This window comes from Flavobacterium sp. FlaQc-47, from assembly GCF_044006475.1.
Lineage (GTDB): Bacteria > Bacteroidota > Bacteroidia > Flavobacteriales > Flavobacteriaceae > Flavobacterium.
Genome location: NZ_JBIPCQ010000002.1, coordinates 849,901 through 856,691 on the forward strand (window position 1 = coordinate 849,901; position 6,791 = coordinate 856,691).

General features: G+C 34.8%; 5 protein-coding genes. All 5 read left to right on the forward strand.

All coding sequences use genetic code 11. The annotated features are described in order from the left end of the window. Positions 1–141 precede the first annotated feature (141 nt). The 5 genes from ACHRVX_RS09615 (at position 142) to ACHRVX_RS09635 (ending at position 5,935) form a co-directional block, all read left to right on the forward strand. A complete protein-coding gene (locus ACHRVX_RS09615; RefSeq protein WP_395331608.1) occupies positions 142–1,026 on the forward strand; it encodes an AraC family transcriptional regulator in 885 nt (294 codons plus the stop codon). A 410-nt stretch (positions 1,027–1,436) separates the two neighbouring features. Further along, positions 1,437–2,747, forward strand: a complete 1,311-nt coding sequence (locus ACHRVX_RS09620; RefSeq protein ID WP_395331610.1) for a TolC family protein — start codon at positions 1,437–1,439, stop codon at positions 2,745–2,747. Positions 2,748–2,867: 120 nt separating this feature from the next. Beyond that, complete coding sequence (locus ACHRVX_RS09625; protein WP_395331612.1) at positions 2,868–3,920, forward strand: HlyD family secretion protein; 1,053 nt, start codon at positions 2,868–2,870, stop codon at positions 3,918–3,920. Between the two features lies 1 nt (position 3,921). Continuing rightward, a complete protein-coding gene (locus tag ACHRVX_RS09630) occupies positions 3,922–5,505 on the forward strand; it encodes an MFS transporter (RefSeq protein WP_395331614.1) in 1,584 nt (527 codons plus the stop codon). A 190-nt stretch (positions 5,506–5,695) separates the two neighbouring features. After that, a complete protein-coding gene (locus ACHRVX_RS09635; protein WP_395331616.1) occupies positions 5,696–5,935 on the forward strand; it encodes a hypothetical protein in 240 nt (79 codons plus the stop codon). The last annotated feature ends 856 nt before the right edge of the window (positions 5,936–6,791 follow it).

The window sequence follows — 6,791 nt, forward strand, 5'->3', positions numbered from 1 at the left end:
AGGCTTTTTTGTTTTTAAGGTTTAACTGCAAAGAACGCTAAGATTTACACAAGGTTCGCAAAGTTTCTAATTAAGCTTTGCGAACTTTGCTTTTTACCTGGTGTCTTTTGCGTTTAAATCTATGCAATCTAATATTGGAATTTGGGATTTTCAAAATATTGGAATTTTAATTTACTACATTTATATTACAAGAAAGATATTCGATTTACTTCAATGGAACATTCCGGTCAGAAACTAGATAGATATTACATCAAAAAAGTAGATGCTGATAAAAAAAGTATTTATTGCCACCACGATTTGATGGGTGAATTGTTTGTGCCCACACATAAACACGAAAAGGCGCAATTGTTATATGCCGAAGGTGATGTAGTATTTGTAACTACCGAAACCAAATCGTATTTTTTACCGGCAAGACATTTTATATGGATTCCCAGTGGGGTTGCGCACAGTATTGAACCGAAATCTGAAAGTGTGACAATGCGGAATTTGTATTTTCCGGTTGAAAAAGACGAAGATGTTTTTTATAAAAGTGAAGGAATCTATCCGGTCAATAATTTACTGCTGCAAATGATGCTTTTTACCAACCGCTGGAATGGTGATCTTAAAAAAGGCACTCCAAATTTTACAATTGCCAAAGCGATCAAAGCAATTCTGCCACAAATTTGCACTACTACTCTTCCATTAGAATTACCACAACCAAAAGATCAGCGTTTGAGTAAAATTCTGCGACATATAGAGAATAATCTGGGAGAAACGATTCTGTTTGCTGATGTCGCACACGAATTTGGTTACAGCGAACGATCTTTGTATCGCTTGTTTCAAAAAGATCTGCAAATGTCATTTATTCAATATTATACTATCAGAAGAATTTTGAAGGCGATTGAGCTTTTATTAGAAAGAAAGCTTTCGGTTAAAGAGGTAGCGCTAGAAGTTGGTTATAATAGTGTTCCGACATTTAGTAATACATTCTTTAAATTCCTCGGGCAAAGACCTTCGGATTACTTTAATGGAGAGAATATTTTATAAAACAGATGAAGTTATTCTCACGCAGATTTAGCAGATTCGGCAGATTTTTATTTATAAGTGGTTTATCTGTTTGATCTGCTAAATCTGCGTGAAAAAAAAATTAAAACAGATTTTACAGATTGAAGCAGATTCGCGCCTATTTATTTTGATGATCTATAACATTTGCCTAAATCTTTTTAAATCTGCGTGAACCTTTAAATTACATGTTTTTTTTAATGAACTATTATTCAGTGTTTTAATATAACGTTTTCGGAAAATTAAATTTTAACATTTGTCCGAAATGAATATGTTATTGACTTTTTAGAATTATCAGTCATCAGAAAAATGCAGGAACTTTGCACTATAAAAATATTTATAAATTCATGTTCCTTAAAACAACTAATTATACAGACGATTGTTTTCTCAAAACCGTGTTACTATTTCTAATTATATTAACATTTAATGGTTTACAAGCACAGGAAATCCATTCGGTTTCTTTGACTGAAGCGGTGAAACTGGCTAAAGAAAACAATAAAAAAATCCTCAGATCTCAATTAGAGACTACACTTTCTGAGCAAAACATCAAAGAAAGAAAAGAACTCCGTTTACCGGATATCGAGTTAAACGGTGAGTATTCCAGAATTACCAATATTACTGAATTCAAAGGAAATGGTTTCCTGAATGGTAAAGAAGTTACTAAGGCTATTCCTGAAATTTATCAGGTGAATTCGACTTTTAAAATGCCAATATATGCCGGTAATAAAATCAACAATGCCATCAAAATTGCCAATCAGGAAAATGAAATTACCAAAATAAAAACCGAAAAGACTCAACATGATATTGAGCTCGAAGTGGTAGCCAATTATTTGTCAATTTACAAAATGATGGAACTTCAAAAGATTTTTGAAGAAAATATCAAAGAGGAAAAAAGCCGATTAAAAGAAGTTCAATCGCTGCAAAAACACGGAACGGTAACTAAAAACGAGGTTATTAGAGCCGAATTACAGCTTTCTGACCGTGAATTAAACTCGCTGACAAATTCTAAAAATATAAAGATCGCACTGCATGATCTAAAAACGTTGATTCAGATTCCTGAAAACGAAGAAATGGCGATTGATACAACATCAAATATTGATAAAATGAATAGCTTAGATCCGTATGATTTTTATTTGGATAAAGCTTTTCAGAACGAAGAAATGCGAATTGCCAGTCAGGAATTAAACATCAAAAAAACCGAACTGCAATTGGTGAAAGGAAATTTTCTGCCAACGGTAAACTTCTTTGGGAATTATGGTTTTTATTATCCTAACTATAAATTTTTCCCGCCAAATCCTTATTTGTACACTTTAGGTCAAATTGGTATCGAAGCACATTTTGATATTTCGGCTTTATATAAAAACAAAACCAAAGTACAACAAGCTACAACGCAAATTGAATGGCAAAAAATGCAAACTGAAATTACAAAAGATGAAATTCAGGATCAGCTGTTTAAAGAACATACCCAATATCAGGAAATCCTGGAAAAATTTGTGGTGGTAGATAAAGCTTTGGATTTAGCGAATGAAAATTACCGAATCGTAAAGTTGAAATACTTAAACCAATTGGTTTTAATAACCGAAATGGTTGATGCTGATAACGCTTTATTGCAAGCAAAATATAACAAGATTTCTACCAGACTTGACGCTGTTCTAAAACATTACGAGTTGCTTCATACTGCGGGGATAATGCCGGATGAGATTTAGAAGTTAGAGAATAGAAGAAAGAAGTTAGAGAATACAAGAAAGAAGAAAGAGAATAGAAGCAAGAAGCAAGAGAATAAAGGCAAGAGAATATATAAAGATAATAGACAATAGATAAAGTATATGGTAAAGATTAAAAATGAAACTCGCGCAAACAGATCGTTTCATATCATTATAACAATAATTGCGTGCATTTTAGTAGCAAGCGGAATCATTTTAGGGATTTGGTTTTATGTATTCAATCAAAATCACGAAGAAACAAATGATGCTCAGGTTGAGCAATATGTAACGCCTATCATGTCGAGAATTACCGGTTATGTTCAGGAAGTTCGTTTTGATGAAAATCAGTTTGTGCATAAAGGCGATACCCTGGTAATTATTGATAACAGAGAATACAAATCAAAGCTGAATGTGGCTCTTGCCGATGTGCAAAGTGCAAAGCAAAGTAGTGTTGTAGCCGAGAGAAACGTGGCAACAACAGCAAGTTCAACCGTGATTGGCGAATCGCAATTGGCTGCGGCCAAAACTAATCTTTGGAAAACAAAATTAGAATACGAAAGATATCAGGCTTTAGTAAAAGACGAAGCCGCAACTTCACAGCAATTAGAAAAAGTTAAGGCAGATTATGAATCGGCGCAAGCACATTTTCAGGAAATGCGAGACAGGATTCAGTCTTCAAATTTAAGTACATCTCAGGCGCAGGCAAACGTTCCTGCGTCACAAACCAACATTGCATCTAAACAAGCTGTGGCAGACAATGCGGCATTGTTTCTTTCATACACCATAATTACGGCGCCTTACGATGGTTGGGTTGGGAAAAGAACTTTGCAGCCGGGACAATTGGTTAAAGAAGGGCAATCGCTACTATCAATTGTTAGTAAAGAAAAATGGATTACAGCCAATTTCAAGGAAACACAATTGCAATATTTAACCGTAGGTCAGGAAGTTAGAATTCAGGCAGATGCTTTGAACGATAAAGAATTTACAGGAATCATAAAGTCATTATCGCCTGCAAGTGGCGCGAGATTTTCGTTATTGCCTCCTGATAATGCAACAGGAAACTTCGTGAAAATCGAACAGCGAATTCCGGTTCGTATTCAATTGAAAGAAACTAATAAACAAGCTGATTTTTTAAGAGCCGGAATGAATATCACCGTTATCGCTCAGCACAACTAAAATGGAAGATAAAAGTATATTTAAATCCTGGGTTCCTAATTGGGCGATCATCCTCATATTGTTTGTGTGTTTACTTCATTCAATGATTTTGTTGGGTGTTTACAGCTCAAACGTGGCTTATGCGGCGAGTTTTCTGGACATTGAGCCCGAAGATTTGCAGTTTGCAATGTGTGTAACTTATGGAACTTTACTGGCAACAATCCTGATCGAAAGCAGGTTTTCTAATTACTTTCCTGCAAAAGGGTATTTAATGTCCTTGTATATTTTAATCGCTGTCACGATAGTTTCATCTGCTTATGTGACTAATTTTGCGGTTTTTATTATTTTAAGAGTTGCCGAAGGAATCTTAATGGCTTTGCCTGTGCTGATTTTGAGACAGTTGCTAGTCGAACGTTTTAATTCTAAAAATGCCATAATAATTGGTTTTTCATTCTATTACGGATCACTTTTACTGGCAACACCTTTTATCATGAATATTGCCGTTTGGTTTCTGGATCATTATGATTGGAAATACATGTTGTATGTTTCAGGAATGCTTCAGGTTATCAATGTCTTTCTGATTTTGGTTACTTTTAGAAGTCATAGAATCACCAAGAAAATCCCTTTGTATCAAGTCGATTTTTTGAGTTTTGTTTTGATTCTGACTTCGATTTTAAGCGGAGCTTTCTTTTTTGTTTATGCCGAAAAAAAGTATTGGTTTGATTCTTCCCAGATGATTTTGGCTTTGATCATTTGCCTTATAACTGGCGGATTATTCATTTTTAGACAATTACTGATAAAACGACCAAGTTTTGATTTTGAAGTTTTCAGATATTCGAATTTGCGAACCGGATTTCTGTTATTTTTTCTTTTTTATATCGCCAGAGCAACATTAAGTCTTTGTCATAGTGCAATGTTCTCCATCTGGAATTGGGATCCTTCACGCGTTGCCGGAGTGCAATACATCAACGGCTTAGGAAATGTAATTGGGTTGATTCTGGCAGCATTTTTTCTGATGAAATCCATGTCGACCAAATATATTTTTATGATTGGTTTTGCGCTTTTGTCGGTTTTTCATTTTTGGTTTACTTATCTTTTTGTGTCCGATGTTTCATTGGCAGATATTATAGTTCCGTATATTCTACAAGGAATCGCGGTTGGAGTTTTATTCGTGCCTTTGGTTTTATTTACCGTATCGGCAGTTCCTAATAAAATGATGACTTCATCCGGAATTATTGGGGTTTCAGGTCGTTTTTGGGGAAGCACGATTGGTTTTTGCATTATGCAGAATGTACAAGTTTTCCTGAATAAAAAACACTTCCTCAAACTAAGTCAGTTTGTTACCGGCGATAATCCTCAGGCTCAGGAAACAATTGCTAAAACAGCGCAGAGTTTCATGGCAAAAGGATATTCGCTTGACGATTCAAATTCTCTTGCCTTAAAAAAGGTTTTTAGCACCGTTGCAAAACAAGCGACATTATTGTCTGATATGGAAATTTATACCGTTGTAGGTTATGGATTATTGGCTTTAGTAATCCTGATAGGATTTAACCAACATTTGCGACACACGGCGAATTTGTTTAAAAAGAAGATTTGGATTAGCTAGGAAAATTAAACTCCAAATTCCTATAAAAAATATTAAGGATTGATTACCCTTGATTGGTTTGATTGAATGATGTGAAGACCCGTGCTGATTACACGGGTTTTTTTATACCCCAAAAAAAATCAAAGTTGAACCCATATATGCCTTCAATTGAAAAATAAATCTCATGATTTTTGTATGAAATATTAAAATTATGAGCACAAATAACCTTTCAAAAGAAGCTGAAATTAGATTGTCGGAATTTTTCATGACTATGATAGATCATGGAAGTATGGCAAAGAAAATAAGACAAGTAAATTATGTTCTTAGTTTAGGCGTAATGCGAGAATGTGAAACTTTACAATCTGAAATTATAAATCTTGAAAATAGTTTTTATTGGATGAACAAATTAGCGGAAGTTTTAGATCCTTATTTAGATGTTGAAACAAAATGAGGTTTTTGCGTCTGGTTTGTCATTTCGACCGAGGGGAGAAATCACACAAGTAATTCGACAAAGATTGACGATATTCTTTGAGAAGTTTCCAGTGTGATTTCTCCTGCGTCGAAATGACACTGTTTGTGGTTACTTTGTGTTCAAGGGATTGAAATCCCTAGCTACAAAATAAATCATTCCTCTGGAATTTTACAAAGAGTTCCGGAGCAACGGACCATATTGTAGGGATGGATTTCAATCCATTCTTCGCAATTCGACAAAGATTGACGATATTGTTTGCGGAGTTATAATGTGATTTCTATCTTCAGTTGAAATGACACTGTTTGTGGTTACTTTGTGTTCAAGGGATTGAAATCCCTAGTTACAAAATAAATCATTCCTCCGGAATTTTACAAAGAGTTCCGGAGGAACGGAGCATATTGTAGGGATGGATTTCAATCCATTCTTCGCAAGAAATTTAACAAAGATTGACATATTCTTTGCGGAGTCTCTAGTGTGATTTCTCCCTTCGGTCGAAATGACATTGTTTGTGGTTACTTTGTGTTCAAGGGATTGAAATCCCTAGCTACAAAATAAATCATTCCTCCGGAATTTTATAAAGAGTTCCGGAGGAACGGAGCATATTGTAGGGATGGATTTTAATCCATCATTCGCAAAGAATTCGACAAAGATTGACGATATTCTTTGCGGAGTTTATGATGTGATTTCTCCCTTCGGTCGAAATGACATTGTTTGTGGTTACTTTGTGTTCAAGGGATTGAAATCCCTAGCTACAAAATAAATGATTCCTCCGGAATTTTACAAAGAGTTCCGGAGGAACGGAGCATATTGTAGGGATGGATTTCAATCCATTCTT